Here is a 22,827-nt window from a genome sequence, read left to right as displayed (position 1 = left end):
TCAACGGGATTGAAGGAAATCGGACTTTTTCAGTGCCCTCGCTAATCGCGGGAGGCATCCACAAAGCGCAAAAGCGGTAATAGGAGGATTTCTAATTCTCTCCATAGCCCATTATCCTATAGTAGAAAAAGGTGATTACATGAATACAAAATTGTATACAAATAATGAAAAACTAATCGCGGGCATTACCATGAAGGATGAGACCGAGCTTGATAACAATAATATGGCTCTCCACGCATGTATAAACCCTGATGATGTAAGACAAAATCGGCAAAAATTAGCTACTTTCTTGAATTGTGAGTTGGAAGCTTTTGTTTGTGCCAATCAAACACATAGCCCCAATTTCCATGAGGTGACACTTCATGACAAAGGGCGAGGCGCAAATCAATTGGATACCGCTATTGCTGATACAGACGCCTTATACACATTTGAGCCGAATCTAGTATTATGTAGCTTTACTGCTGATTGTGTTCCAGTGATTTTCCACAATGATGCATCGGATGTGATTGGTGTGATTCATTCGGGATGGCAAGGTACAGTAAAAGAAATCTCCTCGAAAGTTTTCGAGCATTTGAAACTGGATAAACAATGCAACCCGAGTGATTTTCGTGTCCAGATTGGTGCAGCACTGAGCCAAGAAAAGTTTGAAGTCGATGAAGATGTATACTTAAAATTCAAAGATCTAGGCTATACGGATGATTTTATCTATTACAATGATCAAACCCACAAGTATCACATTGACAATCAACGAGTCGTGAGAAAGCAATGTGAGTTGGCAGGCATTCCGACTGAGCAGATTACAATTGACGAGACCTGTACGTATGTAAGTCCAGATGGTTTTTCGTACCGTCAAAACAAAAAGAGCGGGAGACATCTTAGTTTTATTATGAGAAAAGATAATTGACCCGATTTATTCCTAAAAAATTTAGACAAAAAAGCACATCAACTAGTCCCATCGATGTGCTTTCATAATGTAATTTATTGATTACTGACGATATCTACTTGCCAATCCTTTTAGGAAGTTTCTAGCGTATCTGTCGCCACATTCTTTATAATTTCGTTGTCCTTCTTTTCTAAGAACTGCACTCAATTCGCTTTTAGAAATATTGACTCCTGTGTCTTCTAAGATATCAAGAATGTCTTCACTTGTAAGTGAAAGTGCAATCTTCACTTTTTTGATCAGGATATTATTAACATTTCGATTGTTATTTGCCATTAAGAATTGTTTTTGGGAATCCTCTGGTTTTGTATCTTGTGTTCCTCTTTTTAAACGAACTAAACCGTTTAAAAAGGACTCTAACGTAATGTTGTCGATTTTTTTTACATATTCATCGTCTTGCACTTCATTCGTACTACTATTTTTTGCTTTTGATAACATTTCTTGTACTACTTCTTTCGTTGTTTGAATGCCGCCTAGCCCGAAAATTTCAACCATGTCCATATCCTTTATATCCAACGCATATCTTAACCTAATTAATATATCGTTATTAGTCATTTTTATTCCTCAAAACCTTTCCTAATTACATAGTCATTATCAGTAGTATCCTTTACCCTATTATTGCATTATTTTATTACCATGTCTCTCCAAGTGTCCGCTGTGATTCGAAAAGTCAACTATATTTACCTTTCAACTGATCACTGCCAATACCGCCAATTACCATTAAAATTAGTGGTAAAAAGTTGGTGACTACTTTCGGTAAACCTTCTAGTAAAAGAATATTTGTACCCACAAAATTATTAAAAACGATAATAATTACTTTTGACGCTAATAAAAATACACCTACCAAAAACATACTGTCGAACAAAACTTTCCACTTTGGATATGCCAATTGCTTACTATCTTGAATTACTTTCTCTTTTAACTCTTCATCACTTCTTAATAGCTCGTCTATCGTAATACCAAATAAATCACTCAAATCGATGATTACCTCGATACTCGGATAGTTTTTTCCTGTCTCCCATTTGGAAACCGATTGGCGACTAACATGAAGCTTTTCAGCAAGTTCTGTTTGTGACCAACCCTGTTTTTCTCTTTCCTTTTTTAAACGATCACTTAAAATCATACTTTTCATCGCCTTTCCTAGCAATTACAGTATTTCAGAAGTAAGTAGATAAAGTAAAGCTAGTTATAGGCGCATCTAGGCGCAACCTTTAGTTGCCACCTAGAATGTTCACTAAAATTCTTTATTTCAACACAAATGGTAATTTAATAATTTACTTATGATACGGTTCATTTTTCATAATTCTAAAAGCCCTATACACTTGCTCCAGCAATATGAGCTTCATCATTTGATGGGGAAACGTCATTTTCGAAAAAGACAACGATTCATCCGAGCGTTTCATCACACTTTCGTGGAGTCCGAGTGACCCCCCAATAACAAATGTCACTTTGCTTCTTCCATAAGTCATCAATGACTCTAGGTCTGCCGATAACTCCTCCGATGTCTTCATCTTCCCATCAATCGCAAGTACAATCACATACGCATCTGTCCCTATTTTCGACAAAATACGATCCGCTTCTTTTTTCTTTACAATTTCCATGTCGGCATCACTTAATGATTCGGGCGCTTTTTCATCTGCCACTTCGACGAGCTGTATTTTTGTATAAGCTCCGAGTCTTTTTGAAAACTCTTCAATCCCCATCTTCAAATACTTTTCTTTTAGTTTTCCCACTGTCACAATTGTAATATTCACAAGTTATCCACCCTTTTTTATTTGTTATAAACAAAACTTATGCACATATCCACAGGAGTTATCTACATGTTGTGTTCAACTAATCGTTCGCCACAACATACAATGCTGGCTCTTCACAATAGGAGCATTTTGTGGATAACTTTTCTTCATCTCGTACAGCTTCCATAACTGGAAACTTTACCTGATCTGCCACAAAAACGTCAAGTGCATGGTTTATATGGGTTTCACAGCTATATATCTTCATTTTCCATCCCTACTTTCATCCTTTTTCTTTCACACAAAGTTATTCACAAATTTTTAGATTTATCCACAAATAGCGAATATAATAAAAAAAGTAGGCAAAATAGCTATCAGCTAGCTACCTCGCCTACTGTGGATAAACTAAAATGTAAATTGTTTGTAACTTTTATTACTAGAACGAGTTTCCGTCTCTTAAAACCATTTCTATTTCAAGTAACTTCCCTTGCCGATATACTTTCATTTGCATCGTGTCACCTACATCCTTCGCATTATACAGATGTTTACGCAGGCTGACCATATCTTCTATCTTTTCGCCGTCCATTTCGACGATAACATCGTACTGCTTCACACCCGCAATTTCAGCAGAAGAGTTAGCTATGACATCATTGATAACTACGCCATCTGTTACACTTTCGGGTAACTTCAACATTTCCCGCTGTTGTTGTGCTGGAATGCTTCGGAGATCGAGTAATGTAACGCCCATCGTTGGGCGGTTTACCTCACCAAACTTTTCTAGTTGATCAATAATAGGCATAGCAAGGTTTATTGGAATCGCAAGTCCTATTCCTTCAACAGTTGCCTCTGATATTTTCATGGAATTGATGCCAATTAACTGACCCGCAAGATTAATAAGCGCTCCTCCTGAGTTCCCCGGATTAATGGCAGCGTCAGTTTGCATGACGTCTGCAAACCAGTCCACTGATCCATTACCATCAAAATCGATTGGAATTGAACGGTCTTTCCCGGATACGACCCCGACAGTTACGGAACCTGAAAAACCAAGCCCGAGCGGATTACCGATTGCGATAACAGGTTCTCCACGTTTCAAAGCATCCGAGTCACCAAACTCGATAATTGTTTTTACAACTGCAGCATCAATTTCAATAACAGCCAAATCTGTCCACATATCGCTTCCTACAATCTTTCCCGCTGTCTTTGAGCCATCATCGAAGGATATCTCGATTTCAGTTGCGCCTTCTACTACGTGATGGTTTGTAACTATATATGCTGTATTCCCTTGTTTTTTATAAATGACACCCGAACCGGACCCTGTTTCTATCGTTGTTTCAGTTGTCGACCAGATATCACGGTCCGTTTTCAAATTTGTTACACCAACAACCGAATCTGCCACTTTTTCGACAATATCTGTCACATCATTATTCACATCGAAGGACACACGCTCTGCCCCTATCTCACTAGCTTTCTGGGCAGTTGTCGCACTCTCTGTGTCTTCCGCGATGTCATTTCCATTATGCATGATGAACCAGACGATCAATGCACCTAGTAGTACACCCAAAAACCCCGATACGAAACCACCTTTTTTTCTGGATCGCTGTGGAACTGGCTGCTGTGAAGGTTCTTCTATAGGTGGCCTCAACTCCCCATTATCTGGATTTTGATTGAATTCATCCATTTACCTCTCCCTTTCTGAAAAGAACGTTGTAGTTAACATTACCCTAATTCATATATTTCAATATAAAAAACCTTACCTATTGAGGATTTAGGTAAAATCCCTTGAAGGTAAGGTTGTTTCATTATTTACACGGTGACGAGTTCAGTTGGCTGGTCAGCATCCGTATCGTATAGATGAACGAATTCACCTGTCCTAATTCCGCATGTTTCCAACGTTTGTGTAACACTCATCCTTGCAAGGTCTTTCATATTATTATCTTTACTTAAATGTGATAGATAGATCTTCGTATCTTTTTGCTCAACAACTTCACTCATTGCTACTGCAGCGTCTTCATTAGAAACATGGCCGACATCACTCAGGATCCGCCGTTTTACGGACCAAGGATAACGGCCTACTTGCAACATACTGACATCATGATTGCTTTCAAAGACAAAAGCATCTGCTCCGTGTATGAAGCCTTTCATCCTGTCACTTACATAACCAGTATCCGTGATAACCGCAAGTTTTCGACCGTTTTCATGGAAAACATAAAACATCGGATCTGCTGCATCATGTGAAACCGCAAATGATTGAATGTCGAGTGAACCAAATGATTTAACTGTTTCCATATCAAATTGAAAACGCTGATCGAGAGGTATGTTGCCTACGAGTCCATCCATCGCCGCCCATGTCTTTTCATTCGCGTAAATGGGCATACCGTATTTACGCGCAACAACACCAATCCCTTTTATATGGTCACTATGCTCATGTGTAACAAAAATACCATCGACATCTTTCATAGAACGGCCAATGCCAGCAACTAAACTATCCATTTTCTTTGCACTAAATCCCGCGTCTACAATAAATGTATGTTCGTCATTTTCTATAAAAACCGCATTGCCGCTACTGCCGCTTGCGAGTACGCTAAAACGCATTAAAAAAACTCCTTATTCATTCTCTTCTTCAAGCGGTTCAGGTTGAAACTCTATAATCATACCTTCAATCGCATTAATGAAGTAATCTTCAATTTCACCATCCTTTAATTCTACACGAACATGCCACGTCGGAGCAAACACTTGGGTTTCTGTCACTTGAACAAGACTGGAATAACCTAGCGTCATTTGCTTTACTTTGTAATCCTTTTTCAAATAATCCCGTGAATACAAGTTACCGATTGCTTCAATGGGTGATAGAAGATCATTTTTTCGGTTGAAACGATCGAATTCACCGAGCATACTTTGCTCGTATTTCGTCGCTTCCCCATCCTCATTCCAATAGATTATCAACATCGCATTGAGGCTATGATAAATTGGATCTCCGTCGACCTTTTGGAAGAGTAAAGCTTTTCTCTCATCTTTATTAACTTCCCATTGGACATAACTTTCTCCGCCCATTACATGCTTTGACAGGAACTCTGTGAATTCAATTTCCCCTTTTGCATTCAGTAGACTGAACGGCTCTATCAAAGTCGATTTGAGAAGTGTTTCATCGACAACTTCGCCTTTTTGGTTTTCAAGTTCTGCTAGTTTTGCATCGGATAATACCATAGGCTTTGCAGACACATAAAAGGGTTCATTTTTAAAAGGTGGTAGTTTATCATACGTAATGTTTTCCATCTTCAGCAATTCCTCGATTGGTGTTTCACCCAGCACTTGAACATTTTGTGCCTGCGTAACCTTGTTGAGGTAAAGCGTGTACAGAAAAACGTTCACTATTGAAAATACGATGATGAATATCGTTTTCGTCTTATTCCAATCCAATCAGCTCACCTCCTAAAGTTTCAGGTGAAAAACGATGCCAATTTTCAGTGTTGTTTCCTTTCACCAAGTAAAACCACGCCGGTTCCATTATGATATTACCTTTATCAGTATTTCGCTTCATAAAATAACCTGGAGCAATTTCATCAACAGTTTCGAAATCCAGCATTTTCGAGTCAATAAGCCTTTCGGCAACCTCTACGCCTGAAGGGAGTGTTGCAGGTATATCATCAATAAAAAAATCAAGGCGATAATAGGGTCTCTTATAATTGAATATCTGTTTATCTCCCCATTTTTGTACAATTTCTGTAGTGGTACTCGAGTCTGAATAAACGGGAAGCCCCTCCAGGAATAAGCGGAATCGTACGGTCCTCGTTTTCGGATCCATGTACGTATACCTGAAATCATCTGTCCAACCGCCATGTTCATTAACAAAGTTGACTGTATTCGAGAGTAATTCAGATGGGATTGCTAGTTCTTGAATTTTGGCAGTAGGATAAACATATTCAAACTTCTTATTTTCCTTATCAATCTTCATTATTGCATGGTTATCCCCTAGTTCTTCCATCTTAGGTCCCACTTGGCTACTCCGCACTGCATTCGGATCGTTGAACAGTGCATCCCGGAATCGATTCGGGGAAATATCACCTTCAATAAACGTATACTTGGTTGTTTCTACAGGTTCAACTGGAACGACGATATAAGAAGAGCTTTCAGGGGCTACCTCCTCATAATCGGCGAGTTCTCGTGCGTCCGTTAATATGGAACGTTGAAGTTTACGATTGTCATCCGGTTTTGCTTTTGCACTGTAGATTTTCTTATTTGCCCTGCTAACAAAATAAATATCCATGTCACTATTGTCCGTATTCCAATCAACGACAATCCGATCGAAACTAATTTCTGGCACTGTCGGAATCGGTTCATCAATGTTTATGACATTATCATAGACAGTCAAAGGGACCTCACCGTGAAAGAATAATGTAAATCGGTTTGGTTTCCGTAAGAGGGTATTCAGATTATCTGTACTAAAGTTATTATTAAGTGATCTAATATCACCTATTTTCCATTCAGACAACTCTTCTACAAAGCTATTGATTTCAACTGGATTGGTGGTTCCTTTTAATGCATCACCGAAGTTAAATATAGTTTTGTATGGTTTAATAATTTCATTGTATTTCTTTTTATCTGCGATGGCTACGTCTACAGGCGCCAATTGCTCAATCGTGTCATAACCGGGAGTGTATGTCCAAATGGAAAAGGTCAATACCATACTTAAGGCGACGAGTAAGGTAAGTACTGTTGTCTTGACAATCTCGATATATTTCATTCCCATTCACCGTCCTCTTGGATTTCAAACGGCAACGTAAAGAAGATTGTCGTCCCTTTTCCTTCTTCACTCTCCGCCCATACCTCTCCACCATGCGCTACAATCATTTCGCGGGCAATTGCTAGTCCTAGTCCCGTTCCACCCATTGCACGTGATCGTGCACGGTCTGCCCGGTAAAACCTATCGAATATCCGCTTCACGTTCGCTTGTGGTATACCCATTCCATCATCAGAAATCATTACTTTAATGAAGTCATCGGACATCATTATTCCAAAGCGGATATTTCCCCCGTCTGGAGAGTATTTTAGTGCATTTGAAATGATATTGTCGAGGACCTGAGTCATCTTATCCGTATCAATTTCAACGAACAAATCGGAGGCAGACAACAGTCTTATAAATTGAACACTTTGAGACTTTGAAAATTCAAAGCGATCTATGATTGAATTGAAGAAGTGATTAAATTCGACCCATTCTTTATTCAAATCATAATCCCTGCTGTCCATTCGTGATAACTTCATTAAGTCATTTACAAGGCGAATCATCCGTTCAGTTTCGGTCTGTGTTACGTGGAGGAAGGACGGAGCAATCTCTTCATTCTTCCAAGCACCATCAGCCAATGCTTCTAAATAACTGCGCATTGTCGTTAGTGGCGTACGCAACTCATGCGAAACATTTGAAACAAACTCTCGTCTCTCCATATCAATTTTTTCTTGTTCCGTATTATCATGTAAAACAACGATTAAACCATTCACAAATCCAGTCTCTCTTTGCGTGACTGAAAAATTGGCACGCAGAATATAAGGCTGTTCATTCGTACTAAAGTCCAATGCAATTGAATCTCTAATTTGTATTAAATCTTCAAAAGCATATTCTTGTTCAACTCCCAGAATACTAGAAATCGGTCTATTGAGGACAAGATCCCTTGTCAACCTCAGCATTCCAAGAGCAGAGTCATTAATAAGACTGACACGCCCTTTTCGATCGGTAGCTATGACACCATCCGTCATATTTTCCAGGACTGAAGCCAGTTTCCGTCGTTCACTTTCGGTCGTTGAATAAGACTCTTGTAACTGGTTTGTTAAGTGATTAAAAGCGACTGCCAGCTGGCCCAATTCATCGTTACCATACACACGCACTTTTCTGGAGAAGTTTCCTTTTGCCATCGTCTGCGCCTGTCTTCTCATATCAGATATCGGCCTCGTCATCGTCTGGGCTATTAAAATGCCAAGAATGATTGTTATCGTCAACGATATGGCTACCCCACCAGCTAGAATCCGATTCACTTCATCAATCTGTGTAAACACCTTTTCAATGTCTGCCTCTAGATAGAGGATCCCTATTAATTCATCCTCTGCAGTAAGAATAGGCTTTGCACGTACCAAAATCCGATTTCTAGTTTTCCGATCTAAATTGATAACATCGTTCTCTGTTTTTGAGGCAGTCGCCTTTCTAACAATTTCGTCCATCGCTCGCTGTCCTACCATCGACTTTTTGTCCAGGGCGGATGTAGCAAGGATAATCTTCCCTGCGCTAATAACCCTGATTTCATTGATGTCTTCCGAAGTGAAACCCGAAATGACGGCCTGGAGACTCATTTCGAGTGTCACCGGGTCGTCTGGGGATCGTTTCTTTATCAATTCTTCACTAACATTAAATTCAATCAAACTCATCCTGTCGGAAATTGAGTTTGTGAAGTTTGTTTTTAATGTTTCTTCGAGTTCACGTGCAAAATAGAGTCCGATTATTTCCATAGCAATTAGAATAAGCATCACATAAATTAGAACAAATTTAACGTGAATAGATCTAAAAAAACCGACTTTTTGCATAATTGTTACTCCTGTTCTGGATCCCGTAAGTAATAGCCTACTCCGCGTCTCGTGACAATCCACGTCGGGTGGCTCGGTGTATCTTCTATTTTTTCGCGCAAGCGACGAATCGTTACATCGACTGTCCGTACATCCCCAAAGTAATCATAGCCCCATACTGTCTGTAAGAGATGCTCACGTGTCATAACCTGTCCGATATGTTTTGAAAGATAATGAAGCAATTCAAATTCACGATGCGTCAATTCAATTTTTTCATCTCTTTTTAACACGAGGTAGGCATCTGGCTGAACAATTAAGTGGCCGACTGTAATATCGTTTGTCCCACCTTCCGCCTCTTCTTCGACAGATTTCATATGTCTCCGTAAATTAGCTTTGACTCGTGCGATTAGTTCACGGGTTCCGAATGGTTTTGTGACATAATCATCTGCTCCAAGCTCCAAACCAAGTACCTTATCAATCTCAGAGTCCTTCGCTGTCAGCATAATAATCGGAAAGTCATATTTCTTCCGGACTTCCCGACATACTTCCATACCATCCCTTTTCGGTAGCATAATGTCGAGTAGCATTAGGTCGGGTTTCACTTCTTCAACCTTTTCTAGCGCTTCTTCTCCATCATACGCACAGTAAACAGTAAATCCTTCTTTTTTTAAATTAAATTCAAGTATATCTGCAATTGGTTTCTCATCATCGACTATTAATATTACTTTATCTTGCATGTTACATTCTCCTTCCAGCCCAGTTGGCATCTCTATATCTGTCCCTTTACTCTATCATTCTTGTCGCTAATTCGCACGTTTCACTCGTTCCAAGGCTATATTTCCCAAATCATTTCCCGGGCAATATTTCGGGGATATTGTCGAATAACTAATAAAAAAGACGGTACAACATTGTGTACCGTCAGTAGTTGTTTATTCATCTTAACACGTTCATAGGATCGATATTTGAACCGTTCTTGAATACTTCAAAATGAAGATGGACCCCTGTCGAACGACCGGTTGATCCCATTACTCCTATTTTAGTTCCTTGTGGTACTGTTTGTCCTACTTTGACGTCTATTGAAGACAGATGTGCATAGAGCGTTTCATAACCATTGTTATGCGTGATAACAACTCGATTACCAAATGTGCTATGGTTCCCTGCAGTTGTGACTACGCCATTATCTGCGGCTACAATTTCATAGGACGATGGACGGGCGAAATCAATTCCTTGATGAATTCTTCCCCAGCGGGTGCCCATTTTACTAGAAATGTATCCTCCAGACACAGGCCTGATAAATGTACCTGATCCTCTTGATGGTATCACTTTCGTACCTACAACTGTCACTTTGTCCCTCGCATCAGAAATGACTCTTTCTTCAGTTATAGATTTGCCGATAATTTGACCGCTCCGTTTTCGGATAAGTTCCGTTACTTCTTTTTCCCCATCCGAACCTTTGGCTATAACTTTCTTTTCCCCTTTAAAAAGACTATCGTCCTCTTCAACCTTGTTTGCTTGTTTAATAACTTTTCTTTCTTTTGTTTCATAATGAACTTCCACTTCGATATATGGTTCGACAGCTGTTATATTCAGTTCATCACCAGAACGGAGAATTGTTGTATGTGTCATACCTGGATTTAGTTCTAGTAGTTTAGATGTAGTCATTTCGTTTTCCGCAGCAATTGTCCCTAGAATATCTCCGGAAATTACATTGTATTTCTTTTGTACACGTTTTCCTTTTTCAAGAAAATCTATTGCTTGTTCAATGTTTTTCACCTTTTCAGGATCTGTTTCTACATTCGCTACCTCTATACCTTTGCTGATAACGATGTTTGTAATACGGGTTTCGTCCTCCTTAAGCGGGGGTATAGGTTCAGTAGATGCTGTACGGGCTTCGAATTCATCGAGTTCTTTTTCGGTGACATATTGCATCTTCAGTTGACGAATTAGTTCATAGTATGTGTCCATGTCTTTGACGTAGAATGCCAGTTCCCCGTCAATTGAAACACCAACCGCTTCCGCTTCAACCGATATCATGGTTTGAACTTTTTCTAAGACTTCGCTATCGTCCGTTTCTGCTGTGAATACCATTTCAGGAATTACGGATAAATCTGTTCCTATTATAAGAGGGAGATCTTGAAATTTAGAGGATGTTTTTTGAATCTCATCTTCTTTCATTTGTTCAAGCTTCTCCTCGTCGGATATAACCCCTACATATTCCCCTTTTGAATAGATGTGGAATATAGTCAATAAATCTTCAGTTTTATTTGCATAACCTGGTTGTGCTGCAACACCTGACAGCAATAAAGTAATGATGGAAACCAGTTGAATCCTTTTGATAGAATGTTTGAAGTTTGGCAGGACTTTCTTAGGCTTGTCCTGGTTGCTTCTATTGAAAAACATATATGTGTAACTCCTTCCAAATTTCAAATCGAATGACCGATTACAGTTTATTTTTTACATGCTTATCTAATCTAACATATCCTAATGTACTCTTGTAGAATTATAGGCAATTGTAACGAGATTGTAGAATTACATCCAAATACCACCACTTAAAACATAAAATAGGTATATTTTGATTTTTTATCATTTTCTCATGAAATAAATGTCGATTTTTTCACTATTTCATACATTTCTCTGTTCAATATTCTTTAGTTTGATTGTTCAAGTAAAAAAAACATCTCAGAGCACCGGAAGTTCCCGGTATTCTGAGATGTTTTTTTCCTACATGTATACCTTCAGTACTAGACAACAGAGTCATTGGTCTACGCTTTAAATGGAAATTGGTAGTTTTCCCATTGCCTTCGTCTCCCCACAGAGTTTTCAACTCCTAATGCTTTTGAGTTGATCTACAGATCTTTTAAAATATTTTGCCTCGTCAATCAAACACAAAAAACGAGCATTATGAGTCCGTAAACTCATAATGCTCGTTTTAATTAATAAGCGGATGATTCATGCTGACTCCAGTCGATATTAACGAACTTGTTATATTCCTTAGCAAAAGCTAAAGTAACTGTTCCAGTTGGACCATTCCGCTGCTTTGCAATAATTATTTCAATCATGTTTTGATTTTCCGTCTCTTTATCATAATAGTCTTCACGGTAAAGAAACGAAACAATATCAGCATCTTGCTCGATACTCCCAGATTCGCGAAGATCGGACATCATAGGGCGCTTATCCTGACGTTGTTCAACGCCACGGGAAAGCTGTGAAAGGGCAATTACAGGTACTTTCAATTCCCTGGCGAGTGCTTTCAACGATCGAGAAATTTCCGATACTTCCTGCTGACGGTTTTCACCAGGCTTAGAACCACTTCCTGCTATCAGCTGCATGTAGTCAATCATGATCATGCCCAGTCCATGTTCCTGTTGCAATCTACGGCATTTTGAACGGATTTCATTGACACGGATACCAGGCGAATCATCAATGAAAATACCTGCATTTGAAAGGCTACCCATTGCCATAGTAAGTTTACGCCAATCCTCAGCTTCAAGCGCACCTGTTCGAAGCACCTGAGCATCGATATTTCCTTCTGCACAAAGCATCCGCATGACAAGCTGTTCCGCACCCATCTCCAAACTAAAGATGGCAACATTTTCATCGGTTTTAGTTGCAACGTTTTGCGCCACGTTTAAAGCAAATGCTGTCTTACCAACAGAAGGCCTTGCAGCAACAATTATTAAGTCATTACGCTGAAAACCGGCTGTGATTTTATCTAAATCACGGAAGCCCGTTGGAATTCCTGTAACGTCGCCTTTTTGCGTATGAAGAAGTTCAATATTATCATACGTTTCAACGAGGACATCTTTAATATGACGAAAGTCGCCGGCGTTCTTCCGGTTGGATACTTCCATCATCTTCTTTTCCGCTTCAGACAAGAGTGCCTCTACTTCATCCTCACGTGCGTAGCCATCTTCTACGATTGACGTCGCAACACGTATTAGACGTCGCAGAAGTGCTTTCTCTTCCACGATACGCGCATAGTGCACGATGTTTGCTGCGGTTGGAACAGAGCTTGCGATTTCAGACAAATATGAAATGCCACCGACGTCTTCGAGTTCTTTTTTAGCGGATAACTCTTCCGTAACCGTGACAACGTCAATCGCTTGACCTTTATCACTTAGACTAATCATCGTTTGAAAGATTTTTTGGTGCGCCATCCGGTAAAAATCGTCGGGCATCAGAAGCTCTGCTGCCGTAATGAGTGCCTGCGGTTCAAGGAAAATAGCACCGATGACCGATTGTTCCGCTTCATTATTATGTGGTGGGATGCGATCAATCATCTGGTTCATCTATCCAATCTCTCCTTATCCTTCTTCAATTACATGTACTTTAAGTGTTGCCGTAACTTCAGGGTGAATTTTAATTGGCACATTTGTAAAACCTAGTGCACGAATTGCATCTGGTAAGTCCATTTTACGTCGGTCCACTTTAATACCTTCTGTTTTATTCAAGGCTTCTGCAATTTGTTTAGTAGTGATTGAACCGAATAGACGGCCGCCCTCACCTGATTTTGCTTTCATTTCAACTGTGATTTTATCGATTTGTTCCTTCAAGACGATTGCTTCAGCCAACTCTTCAGCAGCATCTTTTGCAACCCGGTTTTTTTGTCCTTCAAGTCTGCTGATATTACCAGCAGTCGCTTCAACCGCTAGCTTATTTTTCAATAGAAAGTTCTGTGCATACCCCACAGATACCTCTTTCACGTCGCCTTTTGTACCTACGCCTTTAACGTCTTTCAAAAAAATTACTCTCATTATGAATTTCCCCTCTCTATCATTGTATTTAATACAGCTTTTAGCATTTGTTCAGCTTCTTCTACCGACCCAACGTCGAGCTGGCATGCCGCGTTTGTCAAATGGCCGCCACCCCCAAGTTCCTCCATAACAAGTTGAACATTCAACTCACCTAGGGAACGGGCGCTTATACCTATTTTACCATCTGAACGAGACGCAATGACAAACGAAGCTGCAACCCCTTGCATCGTTAGTAGAATATCTGCAGTTTGGGCAATCAGAACAGTGCCGTAAACAGTTTGGTCCTTCCCTTTTGCAATTGCAATACCGCTATTGGACAATTCAACAGTCTCAATCAATTTTGCCCTCAAAACATAGGTGTCAATATCCTCTTTCAAGAGACGCTGGACTAGTATGGTATCCGCTCCGTTTGTTCGTAAATACGATGCGGCTTCGAACGTTCTAGCCCCTGTACGGAGTGTAAAACTTTTCGTATCAACGATAATGCCTGCTAGCAGTGCTGTTGACTCAAGCATTGTTAGTTTTTCATGTTTCGGCTGGTATTCAATTAATTCTGTAACGAGTTCAGCCGTAGATGACGCGTATGGCTCCATGTAGACAAGCATCGTATTGTTGATGAACTCTTCCCCGCGACGATGGTGATCTATTACGACAACCTTCTCTGCTTTCTCAATGAGACGTTCATCAATGACCATACTCGGCTTATGTGTGTCAACAACGACAATCAATGATTTTTCTGTAATCATAGCAAGTGATTCTTCAGGACTTATGAATTGATTGAACAGTTCCTCATCGCGCTTAATTTCATCCATGAGCCGTGTTACACTTCCGTCGAGCTCATTGAAATTAACGACGACATATCCTTCAATATTATTCATACGTGCCATTTTTTGAACGCCAATGGCGGCTCCGATGGCATCCATATCCGGAATTTTGTGACCCATGACAAAAACTTTATCACTGCCTTGGATTAGGTCACGCAAAGCATGAGATATTACTCGAGCACGAACCCTTGTCCTTTTTTCGACAGGATTTGTTTTCCCTCCGAAAAACTTCAACTTGCCATCCAATCGCTTAATAGCCACTTGGTCACCACCTCTACCAAGAACCAAATCAAGGCTGGATTGTGCCAGTTCACCTAATTCGATTAATGAAGTTGATCCCATTCCTACACCAATACTCAGCGTTAGTGCAGTACTCTGCTTAGCCGTTGTTTCACGAATATCATCTAGAATCGAAAACTTTGTTTTTTCCAAGGTAACGAGTGTTGCTTCATTGAATACTGCCAGGAAGCGATCCGTTGCAATCCGTTTTACATAGATTCCATTCTCCGTTCCCCACCTATTAATAAGTGAGGTAACAAGGGAATTAAGCTGACTTCTCGTCTGATCATCCATTGCTTGTGAAAGTTCATCATAATTATCTACTAGAATAATACCGAGAACCGTGCGATCTTCATAGTAAAGTGATTCCATCACCAATTGTTCTGTAATATCGAACAAATAAATGAGTTTCTCTTCAGCTTTGAAAAAGACCTTATAGGACTGTTCGCCCACTGTAAGTACACCATTTTCAAGACTTTCACCTTTTACAATCGCGCGAAATTGCTCTGATAGATCAAACAAGTCATTCCCAATCAAAGTCTCCTGTCGTTCGAATACCTTTGCCGCATACGGATTCGCCCAGTCAACAACGTTTTTATCGTTAATTAGAATGATGCCAATTGGCAATGCAAGAAGTGCTTCTTCTCCAACTTTCTTCAACCTATAGGATAACGTTTCAATATGTTTTTCCGTTTCTATATAGGTTTGATCTTCTAATTTCCACGCAATCCCTGCCGCAGTCGTGAATAAAACGGCAAAAATAAGTCCTGACCAAAAATGAGATAAAAGCAGGAGCACTGCCGCCAACAAGCCCAGAATCGACAATACTGTCAATGGATAACGTATTGCTCTTTTTCTAAAAAACGACGTCATTGTCCCATCTCCTTACTTCGACTTGTCTTTTTTGACCCAGGCACGTATATTCACTCCTGCATCTAGTATTCCGATTAACGTTGTGACCGGGGTCAATAGCAATGCAAAAATTGTGGCAACGACAGTCGCTACTTTCGGTAACTTCATTTCATTTACATAGTAATAAATGAATGAAATCCCTTGCAGCAGAAACAAGGTCCTTAGTATAACAGTGGCATTATTGGTAATTAAAAATAGATTCGTACCCGGTTTCATTTCTACAAATAGGGATGTCAGAAGAATGACTCCGTACAAAATTACTGTTATAGCTGGTAATTTCATTTCCCGAAATGGTGGAAACTTTGGAACATCGAATTTCAACCGTTTGGCAACACTCAAATTCAAAGTGAGAATGATAAACGCCAACATAAAGATGCTTAAAATAAAAATGGAAGGGATCGTATTTTCATACATTGTAAATGTTGAAGCAACAATTTCATCGTAATTGTCTGGTACTCCACCAGCTCGCTTCATAAATGTAGTAACCTGCTCTTGCGTACTCTCCATGACCTTCATTAATTCTTCAATCATATTGATCCCGAATAACAAAACAGCACCCACATACATTACGAGCGATGTAATAAGCAGTGTCAGGCCAGAAGCCATAAAGATATAAAGTTTTGTTTTTCCCAATCTCACAGTTTCTCCCATAACAAAGCCTAAGAGCCCGTGGATGAGAGCGAAAGGTACAAGCAAGATGCCTCCAATTAGTAAGGACAGTATGACTCCGGTTGCAAGCACAAGAAGAGACGAGGCGCGGTCATACTTCAGTCTGTAAAGAATAATTGGCAACGGTATGAAAAACATCGTTATATTACCGATTAGCGGTGCATATAGCGATACTGCAAGTAAGATTGCAAACAACGCAATCATCATTGCTCCGTACGTAATTTTTCTTGAGTTGTCTTGCATAATATAAGATTCCTCCGGTCTTTCACTGGATGATGATTTCTATCCACTTGTTTAAGTTCCTAATCCAATTTTCTAGATGGACAGTTGCTTCAATTGTATCATGATTATTGTTTTTAGACCAAAGGTAGAACATATGTACTAGATTCGTTTGTATAAAAAAACCGCCCCCATCCCGGTTGTGCCGGTTTGACAAGGCGGTCATCTAAATAAAATTATCTTTCTTCCGAACTGAATGGAAGAAGTGCCATGATACGTGAGCGTTTGATTGCAAGTGTCAGTTTACGCTGATACTTCGCGCTTGTACCTGTTACACGGCGAGGCAAGATCTTTCCACGCTCAGAAATAAATTTCTTAAGCATATCTGTATCTTTATAGTCGATTTTTGTAATGTTATTTGATGTGAAATAACAAACCTTACGGCGTCTTTTTCCTCCACGACGTACTGCCATAATTGTTCCCCTCCTAACGTTAGTCATTTTCAGTTTATCGATGTTTTTTAAAACGGTTTGATCATCAGAATGGCAGGTCGTCGTCTGATACTTCTATCGGACCTCCGCCTGTCGAGAATGGATCATCGTCCGTACGTGTGTAATTTTGCTGATTCGGTTGTTGATATTGTTGGTTTGGCTGTCTATCTTGATAGCTCGGTTGCTCGCTTTGTTGAGAACCTTGGTAAGGTGCTCCGCTAGCTCCCGCTCTATTTTCGCTAGATGCATTGCGCGGTTCAAGAAACTGCGTACTGTCTGCTACAACTTCTGTTGTATAAACACGCTTTCCATCTTGTCCATCAAAGCTACCCGTCTGAATACGGCCATCTACTCCGACAAGACTTCCCTTTTTCAAGAAATTCGCAACGTTTTCAGCCTGTTTTCTCCAAGCTACACAACTGATAAAATCAGCTTCCCTTTCGCCTGAAGCGTTTTGGAAGGCCCGGTTCACTGCTAACGTAAAACGTGTTACAGCGATACCAGTTTGTGTATACTTAAGCTCAGGGTCTTTCGTTAAGCGTCCTACTAAAACAACTCGGTTAATCATTAGAATTCAACCTCCCTCATTATTTTGTAGATTTCAACTTATATATGGATCAGTCTTCAATACGAACGATCATATGACGAATGATATCTTCGTTGATGTTCGCAAGACGTGTAAATTCATCGATTGCTATAGTTTCAGCATTCAACTTAATTAGTTGATAGAAACCTTCACGTAGATCGTCGATTTCGTAAGCAAGACGGCGCTTGCCCCACTCTTTCGACTCGATGTTTTCTGCACCATTTGTAGTAAGGACTTCGTCAAAACGTTCAATCAACGCTTTTTTCGCTTCATCTTCTACTGTTGGGCGGATAATGTACATAATTTCGTACTTTCTCATCTGTAGTCACCTCCTTATGGACTTGGGCCCTGCTGATGTCAGCGGGCAAGGAGTAAGTAATTATATTACTCACATCAGTACATGTTAGCATAACTTCATTCATCTTTCAACTATTTTCTTGTATACTTTTACAAAGAGGTGATATTTTTGATTGAATTTCCTGAACCCGATAAAGTAATCGAGATTGATTTACCTAAGGTGGCAAAAAACAGCTTACTTTTAACCGGTTCCGCTCTCTTACTACTGTGGATTCTTAAAATTGGTATAGAGGGAAGCTTTCCTTCTTCATTCAGCTGGTGGGCGATTGTCTTCTTCATTATCGGATATATCTTACTAATTATTCTGCATGAACTTTTTCATCTTTTAGGTTTTCGGTTATTCGGAGGTGTCCCCTGGAGAAAGATGGTCGTCGGAGTCAATCTGAAATTGGGCATTGCATACGCAACTACCACTCAACTTATGACGAATCGGGCTATCCGCAAAGCACTGCTACTTCCTTTTTGGATGACAGGTATTCTGCCTGCCATTGTCGGCCTTTATATGGGGAGCGGCTTGTTAATCAGTCTCTCTGCTTTATTGATAGGCGGAGCGGCTGGTGATTTTGCCATGTATAAAGAATTGAAGGAGCTACCAGACGACTGGGTTGTCAAGGACGACCCTGAATTGCCAAAGCTCTATGTCTATTCGTCCAACAAGTCGAGCGAATTGGTAAATTAATAAAAGCCACATTGGGATATGAATTATCCCAATGTGGCTTTTCAGTTATTATACGTTAAAACGGAACAGCATGACATCGCCGTCTTTAACAATATACTCTTTACCTTCAAGGCGGACTTTTCCTGCTTCTTTGGCAGCTGTCATAGACCCTGTAGCAACCAGGTCATCATAAGCAACTGTTTCTGCACGGATAAATCCACGTTCAAAGTCAGTATGAATAATACCAGCACATTGTGGTGCTTTCATCCCTTTACGGAATGTCCAAGCGCGAACCTCTTGTACACCCGCCGTAAAGTAGGTAGCAAAGCCAAGTAGCTTATATGATGCTTTAATGAGTTGATCGAGTCCTGATTCCTTGATACCAAGTTCTTCAAGGAACATCGCTTTCTCATCATCTTCAAGTTCAGCCATTTCTTCTTCGATTCTTGCACAGACAACAATTACTTGCGCATTGTCTTTTTCAGCAAATTCACGGACAGCTTTAACATTTTCATTGTTTTCCGCGTCTGCAACTTCGTCTTCCGCAACATTTGCAACATAGAGCATCGGTTTGATAGTGAGAAGGTTCATTCCTTTAGCCAAGACAAATTCATCATCTGTGAAGTCAATTGAACGTGCAGGCTTTTCGTTTTCAAATGCTTCTCTTAGTCTAATCAGGATAGGTTCCTCTGCCATTGCTACCTTGTCTTTTTGTTTTACCATTTTTGTTACACGAGCCAATCGTTTTTCAACGGCTTCCATATCAGCAAGAATCAATTCCAAATTAATGATTTCGATGTCATCGATTGGATCGACTTTACCGGATACATGTGTAATATTTTCGTCAACGAAGCAACGGACAACTTGACAAATTGCATCCACTTCACGGATGTGCATAAGGAATTTATTTCCTAATCCTTCGCCTTTACTTGCCCCTTCAACAATTCCTGCGATATCTGTAAATTCAAAAGCAGTTGGTACTGTTTTCTTCGGTGTCACTAGCTCCGTTAGTTTGTCTAGTCTTTCATCAGGAACTTCTACGATGCCGACATTCGGATCAATTGTACAGAACGGATAGTTCGCCGCCTCTGCTCCTGCTTTTGTAATCGCATTGAATAATGTAGATTTGCCTACGTTTGGTAGACCGACAATTCCAGCTGTTAATGCCATTCATCCCACAACCTTTCATTGAGCTTTTTAAGCGGTACTTTCGCTTAAAGAAGCCTCCATTATATGTTCATTCACTCATTCATATCAATTACGCCACTAATAGAAGTGGGGACTTCTGCTGAATCAAGTTATGCTGTATGCAACTCTTCCATTATAAGGACAGCAGGCTCAGTTGTCCATCTGCCTGCGGAACAAGGTCGTAGTTAAAGGTCAAGACTCCGCTTTGACAAGAACTTTTTTCATTTTCTTTGTAAATTCATTGCGGGGGATCATAACGCTGTGACCGCATCCCTCACACTTAATGCGGATATCCGCCCCCATCCGAATGATTTTCCATGCGTTCGTTCCGCATGGATGCTGCTTTTTCATCTCAACAATGTCATTTAACCCAAAAACTTTTTCCACCATTTATCTACACCTCATTTTTCGGTTGATGCATAATCATTTTCGGATATGGTATTTCAATTCCGTTTTGATCCAGGAATACTTTCAAGTCTCTGCGTAATTGCCTGGCAATTGCGTATTGCATCACAGGCTGGGTTTCTGCTGTAATTCTCATGATAATTTCAGACGCTCCCAAATCTTGTACACCTACGATAGTCGGCTGTGATATCAGTGCTTCATATCCAACAGATAAGTTTGCAAGATACACTTCCAACAGTTTTTCCGTTTTGGCAATATCCGTTTCATATCCTAGTCTAATATCCACTATAGCCAGTGAATTATTAATTGAATAATTCACGACCTCTGTAATATTTCCGTTTGGGATGATATGTATTTCCCCGCCATATGCGCTTATTTTCGTCGTACGTAAACCGATTTCTTCGACCGTCCCAACCGCCGCGCCAATTTCAACATAATCGCCTACAGAAAATTGGTCCTCAAAAATAATGAAGAAACCGCTAATAATATCCTTCACAAGACTTTGGGCACCAAATCCGACTGCCAAGCCCAATACTCCAGCCCCTGCAAGAATTCCTGCAACATTAATTTCAAATGCGGAAAGAATTGCTAGTATTGCTGCGAAATAGACGACATATGACAATGTGTTTTGAAGCAACTTAACCAACGTTGTTTCACGGCGCTCTGTATGGCGCAAGGCACCTTTCAATTTCACCTTGAATGCGCGGCTAATAACGCTTTTACCTATTTTGACTACAATGATGGATAGCAGGATAATGAAGATAACTTTAAGTCCCAACATACCAATATCAATCCAGGTTTTTGTATTAAACAGTATTTGCCCTACTTCTTCAGCTTCTTCTTTCAGCTTTTCAATGTCCTCATTTAAGGTTACTGCCACAATCCTCTTCCTTTCGTATAATAAATCACTTGCGAGCGTAGACTGAGTTATAAAAAAAGAAATGGAGTTTTTTCATGCGAGATCCTCTTCCTTTACCATACGACTACAGAATTCATTACAAGGAAACGGGCGCTGTTTGGAAACTTAGTTCTTTGTTCCTCGAACACATTCCGTTTGATGCTCAAGATCTCATTTTTTTCTGTATCGGAACTGACCGTTCCACAGGAGACGCATTAGGTCCACTGACCGGTTCTTTTCTATCAGAGTCTCCCCTGTTCCCATTCACTGTAATCGGAACGTTAGAAAGTCCGTTACATGCCCTTAATCTAGAACAACATATCGATGAAACCCGAAGCTCTAATCCTTCTGCATTTATCGTAGCAATAGATGCTTGCCTTGGACAAGGCGGTTCCATTGGTCAATTACTATTTAATAGTGGACCTATCCATCCTGGCAAAGCTGTAGGAAAAGTTTTACCTCCCGTTGGAGATGTATCCATTAAAGGCATCGTCAATATTGCCGGATTTATGGAACATGCTGTTCTTCAGAGTACACGACTATACCTGCCATTCGAAATGAGTCGCATTATTTCTCGTGCTTTGCAGTTAGCACATGGTCGTCACAGATCATAGATAGTGGATGATTGTAACGATTATGCCTACTACAAGAATACCCGGAATTAGATTTGCAACTCTCACTTTTGTCAGACCAATTAAGTTTAACCCTATTGCAAGAATCATTAATCCACCCGTTGCCGTCATTTCTGAAATGAAGAACGCCAGCAATTCATCAGGAACGAATCGGCTGATTTGAGTGGAAAACAGAGTGATAATTCCTTGGTAGAGAAGTACAGGAATTGCAGCAAAAGCAACACCGATTCCTAGTGTAGAACTTAATATGATAGCAGTGAAACCATCAATAATCCCTTTCATTACTAAGACATCATGATCATTTCTCAGTCCACTGTCAATGGCACCAATAATCGCCATCGATCCCACAACAAAAATAAGCGTAGCAGTGACAAACCCTTGTGCAATACCCGGACCTTTTTTACCAGCGGGTATCTTAGTTTCCATCCATAACCCTAAGTCATTCACTTTCTTTTCTAAATTCATCCATTCACCAATTACAGCCCCGAGGACGATACTTATAATAACAATTAAAACTTGTGTACTTTCAAAAGTCATCTGTATACCTATAACTGCAACTGCCAGCCCGATTCCATACATGACGGTTTCTTTCATTCTTTCTGGTATATTGTGTAAAAACCGTCCAATGAATGCGCCTGCAACGATTAAAATGACATTTACAAATGTTCCGAACAAAACCAAATTCTCACTTCCGCCCGTTAAAAATAATACCTATTTTGCACAGTTGGCAAAATAGGTA

At 40.0% G+C, this 22,827-nt stretch carries 25 protein-coding genes; 3 read left to right on the top strand and 22 right to left on the bottom strand.

Going from position 1 to position 22,827, the window contains the following annotated elements; genetic code table 11:
• The first annotated feature begins 139 nt into the window (after positions 1-139).
• The gene (gene pgeF / locus AC25Y5_RS17800; protein WP_488141456.1) at positions 140-904 is read left to right on the top strand and encodes a peptidoglycan editing factor PgeF; all 765 of its coding nucleotides are present in this window, start codon (positions 140-142) and stop codon (positions 902-904) included.
• Between the two features lie 81 nt (positions 905-985).
• On the opposite strand, the gene AC25Y5_RS17795 is transcribed toward pgeF, so the two are convergent.
• The 18 genes from AC25Y5_RS17795 to rpsF form a co-directional block, all read right to left on the bottom strand.
• Positions 986-1,501 carry a YehS family protein gene (locus tag AC25Y5_RS17795; protein ID WP_488141457.1) on the bottom strand — a complete coding sequence of 172 codons (516 nt, stop codon included), beginning with the start codon at positions 1,499-1,501 and terminating at the stop codon, positions 986-988.
• Positions 1,502-1,610: 109 nt separating this feature from the next.
• A complete protein-coding gene (locus AC25Y5_RS17790) occupies positions 1,611-2,063 on the bottom strand; it encodes a helix-turn-helix domain-containing protein (protein WP_488141455.1) in 453 nt (150 codons plus the stop codon).
• A 151-nt stretch (positions 2,064-2,214) separates the two neighbouring features.
• A complete protein-coding gene (gene rlmH, locus AC25Y5_RS17785) occupies positions 2,215-2,694 on the bottom strand; it encodes a 23S rRNA (pseudouridine(1915)-N(3))-methyltransferase RlmH (protein ID WP_482102641.1) in 480 nt (159 codons plus the stop codon).
• Positions 2,695-2,773: 79 nt separating this feature from the next.
• Positions 2,774-2,938 (bottom strand): CxxH/CxxC protein, encoded by a 165-nt coding sequence (locus AC25Y5_RS17780; RefSeq protein WP_482102640.1) that lies wholly within the window; start codon positions 2,936-2,938, stop codon positions 2,774-2,776.
• A 168-nt stretch (positions 2,939-3,106) separates the two neighbouring features.
• The gene (locus AC25Y5_RS17775) at positions 3,107-4,348 is read right to left on the bottom strand and encodes a S1C family serine protease (protein ID WP_488141454.1); all 1,242 of its coding nucleotides are present in this window, start codon (positions 4,346-4,348) and stop codon (positions 3,107-3,109) included.
• Positions 4,349-4,473: 125 nt separating this feature from the next.
• Positions 4,474-5,262: an MBL fold metallo-hydrolase gene (locus tag AC25Y5_RS17770; RefSeq protein WP_488141453.1), complete on the bottom strand. Its 789-nt coding sequence runs from the start codon at positions 5,260-5,262 to the stop codon at positions 4,474-4,476.
• A 12-nt stretch (positions 5,263-5,274) separates the two neighbouring features.
• On the bottom strand, positions 5,275-6,087 hold the full coding sequence (locus tag AC25Y5_RS17765; protein ID WP_488141452.1) for a two-component system regulatory protein YycI: 813 nt from the start codon (positions 6,085-6,087) through the stop codon (positions 5,275-5,277).
• The gene (locus tag AC25Y5_RS17760) at positions 6,074-7,417 is read right to left on the bottom strand and encodes a YycH family regulatory protein (protein ID WP_488141451.1); all 1,344 of its coding nucleotides are present in this window, start codon (positions 7,415-7,417) and stop codon (positions 6,074-6,076) included. The genes AC25Y5_RS17765 and AC25Y5_RS17760 overlap by 14 nt, the downstream gene beginning before the upstream one ends.
• On the bottom strand, positions 7,408-9,237 hold the full coding sequence (walK, locus tag AC25Y5_RS17755; RefSeq protein ID WP_488141450.1) for a cell wall metabolism sensor histidine kinase WalK: 1,830 nt from the start codon (positions 9,235-9,237) through the stop codon (positions 7,408-7,410). The genes AC25Y5_RS17760 and walK overlap by 10 nt, the downstream gene beginning before the upstream one ends.
• 5 nt (positions 9,238-9,242) lie before the next feature.
• Positions 9,243-9,953, bottom strand: coding sequence for a response regulator YycF (yycF, locus tag AC25Y5_RS17750; RefSeq protein ID WP_482102634.1), 711 nt, complete (start codon positions 9,951-9,953; stop codon positions 9,243-9,245).
• Between the two features lie 196 nt (positions 9,954-10,149).
• Positions 10,150-11,616: a peptidoglycan DD-metalloendopeptidase family protein gene (locus tag AC25Y5_RS17745; protein WP_488141449.1), complete on the bottom strand. Its 1,467-nt coding sequence runs from the start codon at positions 11,614-11,616 to the stop codon at positions 10,150-10,152.
• A 533-nt stretch (positions 11,617-12,149) separates the two neighbouring features.
• Positions 12,150-13,505 (bottom strand): replicative DNA helicase, encoded by a 1,356-nt coding sequence (gene dnaB / locus AC25Y5_RS17740; protein ID WP_482102632.1) that lies wholly within the window; start codon positions 13,503-13,505, stop codon positions 12,150-12,152.
• 15 nt (positions 13,506-13,520) lie between these two features.
• Positions 13,521-13,970, bottom strand: coding sequence for a 50S ribosomal protein L9 (gene rplI / locus AC25Y5_RS17735; protein WP_488141448.1), 450 nt, complete (start codon positions 13,968-13,970; stop codon positions 13,521-13,523).
• Positions 13,970-15,946: a DHH family phosphoesterase gene (locus AC25Y5_RS17730; protein ID WP_488141447.1), complete on the bottom strand. Its 1,977-nt coding sequence runs from the start codon at positions 15,944-15,946 to the stop codon at positions 13,970-13,972. The genes rplI and AC25Y5_RS17730 overlap by 1 nt, the downstream gene beginning before the upstream one ends.
• Positions 15,947-15,958: 12 nt before the next feature.
• Positions 15,959-16,897 carry a YybS family protein gene (locus AC25Y5_RS17725; RefSeq protein ID WP_488141446.1) on the bottom strand — a complete coding sequence of 313 codons (939 nt, stop codon included), beginning with the start codon at positions 16,895-16,897 and terminating at the stop codon, positions 15,959-15,961.
• 212 nt (positions 16,898-17,109) lie between these two features.
• Positions 17,110-17,349, bottom strand: coding sequence for a 30S ribosomal protein S18 (gene rpsR, locus AC25Y5_RS17720; protein WP_482102726.1), 240 nt, complete (start codon positions 17,347-17,349; stop codon positions 17,110-17,112).
• 61 nt (positions 17,350-17,410) lie between these two features.
• Complete coding sequence (gene ssb / locus AC25Y5_RS17715) at positions 17,411-17,932, bottom strand: single-stranded DNA-binding protein (RefSeq protein ID WP_488141445.1); 522 nt, start codon at positions 17,930-17,932, stop codon at positions 17,411-17,413.
• A 49-nt stretch (positions 17,933-17,981) separates the two neighbouring features.
• Positions 17,982-18,269 carry a 30S ribosomal protein S6 gene (gene rpsF, locus AC25Y5_RS17710; RefSeq protein WP_482102627.1) on the bottom strand — a complete coding sequence of 96 codons (288 nt, stop codon included), beginning with the start codon at positions 18,267-18,269 and terminating at the stop codon, positions 17,982-17,984.
• A 147-nt stretch (positions 18,270-18,416) separates the two neighbouring features.
• On the opposite strand from rpsF, the gene AC25Y5_RS17705 reads away from it, so the two are divergent.
• Complete coding sequence (locus tag AC25Y5_RS17705) at positions 18,417-18,986, top strand: DUF3267 domain-containing protein (RefSeq protein ID WP_488141444.1); 570 nt, start codon at positions 18,417-18,419, stop codon at positions 18,984-18,986.
• A gap of 48 nt (positions 18,987-19,034) precedes the next feature.
• Here AC25Y5_RS17705 and ychF read toward each other — a convergent pair whose 3' ends face one another.
• From ychF to AC25Y5_RS17690, 3 genes are all read right to left on the bottom strand, one after another.
• Positions 19,035-20,135 (bottom strand): redox-regulated ATPase YchF, encoded by a 1,101-nt coding sequence (ychF, locus tag AC25Y5_RS17700; RefSeq protein WP_482102625.1) that lies wholly within the window; start codon positions 20,133-20,135, stop codon positions 19,035-19,037.
• Between the two features lie 210 nt (positions 20,136-20,345).
• Positions 20,346-20,543 carry a DUF951 domain-containing protein gene (locus tag AC25Y5_RS17695; protein WP_482106290.1) on the bottom strand — a complete coding sequence of 66 codons (198 nt, stop codon included), beginning with the start codon at positions 20,541-20,543 and terminating at the stop codon, positions 20,346-20,348.
• 4 nt (positions 20,544-20,547) lie between these two features.
• Positions 20,548-21,438, bottom strand: coding sequence for a mechanosensitive ion channel family protein (locus tag AC25Y5_RS17690; RefSeq protein ID WP_488141443.1), 891 nt, complete (start codon positions 21,436-21,438; stop codon positions 20,548-20,550).
• Between the two features lie 74 nt (positions 21,439-21,512).
• On the opposite strand from AC25Y5_RS17690, the gene yyaC reads away from it, so the two are divergent.
• A complete protein-coding gene (gene yyaC / locus AC25Y5_RS17685) occupies positions 21,513-22,070 on the top strand; it encodes a spore protease YyaC (protein ID WP_488141442.1) in 558 nt (185 codons plus the stop codon).
• Here yyaC and AC25Y5_RS17680 read toward each other — a convergent pair.
• Positions 22,065-22,769, bottom strand: coding sequence for a DUF554 domain-containing protein (locus tag AC25Y5_RS17680; protein WP_488141441.1), 705 nt, complete (start codon positions 22,767-22,769; stop codon positions 22,065-22,067). The two genes, yyaC and AC25Y5_RS17680, sit on opposite strands and share 6 nt — an antisense overlap.
• Between the last annotated feature and the right edge of the window lie 58 nt (positions 22,770-22,827).

The sequence above is a fragment of the Sporosarcina sp. Y1011 genome (assembly GCF_057669885.1).
This window is presented reverse-complemented; position numbering and strand designations above follow the sequence as displayed.